This window comes from Herbiconiux daphne (genome assembly GCF_024979295.1).
In the GTDB taxonomy this organism is placed as follows: Bacteria; Actinomycetota; Actinomycetes; order Actinomycetales; family Microbacteriaceae; genus Herbiconiux; species Herbiconiux daphnes.
In genome coordinates this window covers 1-533 of the sequence record NZ_JANLCJ010000764.1, presented here as the reverse complement: position 1 = coordinate 533, position 533 = coordinate 1, and the positions used below count along the sequence as shown (strand labels likewise).

1 protein-coding gene is annotated in these 533 nt (G+C 49.2%); it reads left to right on the top strand.

Going from position 1 to position 533, the window contains the following annotated elements; all coding sequences use genetic code 11:
• Positions 1 to 533: hypothetical protein (locus tag N1032_RS27570; RefSeq protein WP_259543917.1), on the top strand; the 533-nt coding region annotated here is incomplete at both ends.

Here is a 533-nt window from a genome sequence, read left to right as displayed (position 1 = left end):
AACTGGTAAAGCTGGTGGTGCTGCTGATGGTGTAACTGCTACTGCTACTATTTCTGGTGTGACTGCTGCTGCTCCTGTTGTAACTGGTGTTACTATCACTGCCCCTGCTGGTGCTGCTCTGACTCAGAAAATTGGCGCAACTGGTACTGCAACCGCAACCGTTCAAGGTACTGGTGCTGTAGGTAGCGTAACTTGGTCTTCTGCAACCCCAACTAAAGTAAGCATTGTTGCTGGTACTGGTGCATGGAAAGTTGAGAATGCTGCTAACGTAGGTGATAAAGTGAAACTGACTGCAACTTCTGTAGTAGATAACACTAAGAAAGCTGAAGTTGAAATCACCGTAGCTGCTCCAGACTTGACTGGCTTTACTCTGGCTGCTACCCCAACTGCTCTGACTGATTATCCAGCTTCTCCGAAACTGGCTCTGACTGGCACTGCAGCAACGACTGTGACTGTAACCCCGGTTCCTGCTAAAGCGGTTCTTGGTGCTGTAACAGCTCCTTCTAGTTCTGCGGCTGCTGCAACATCTGTAG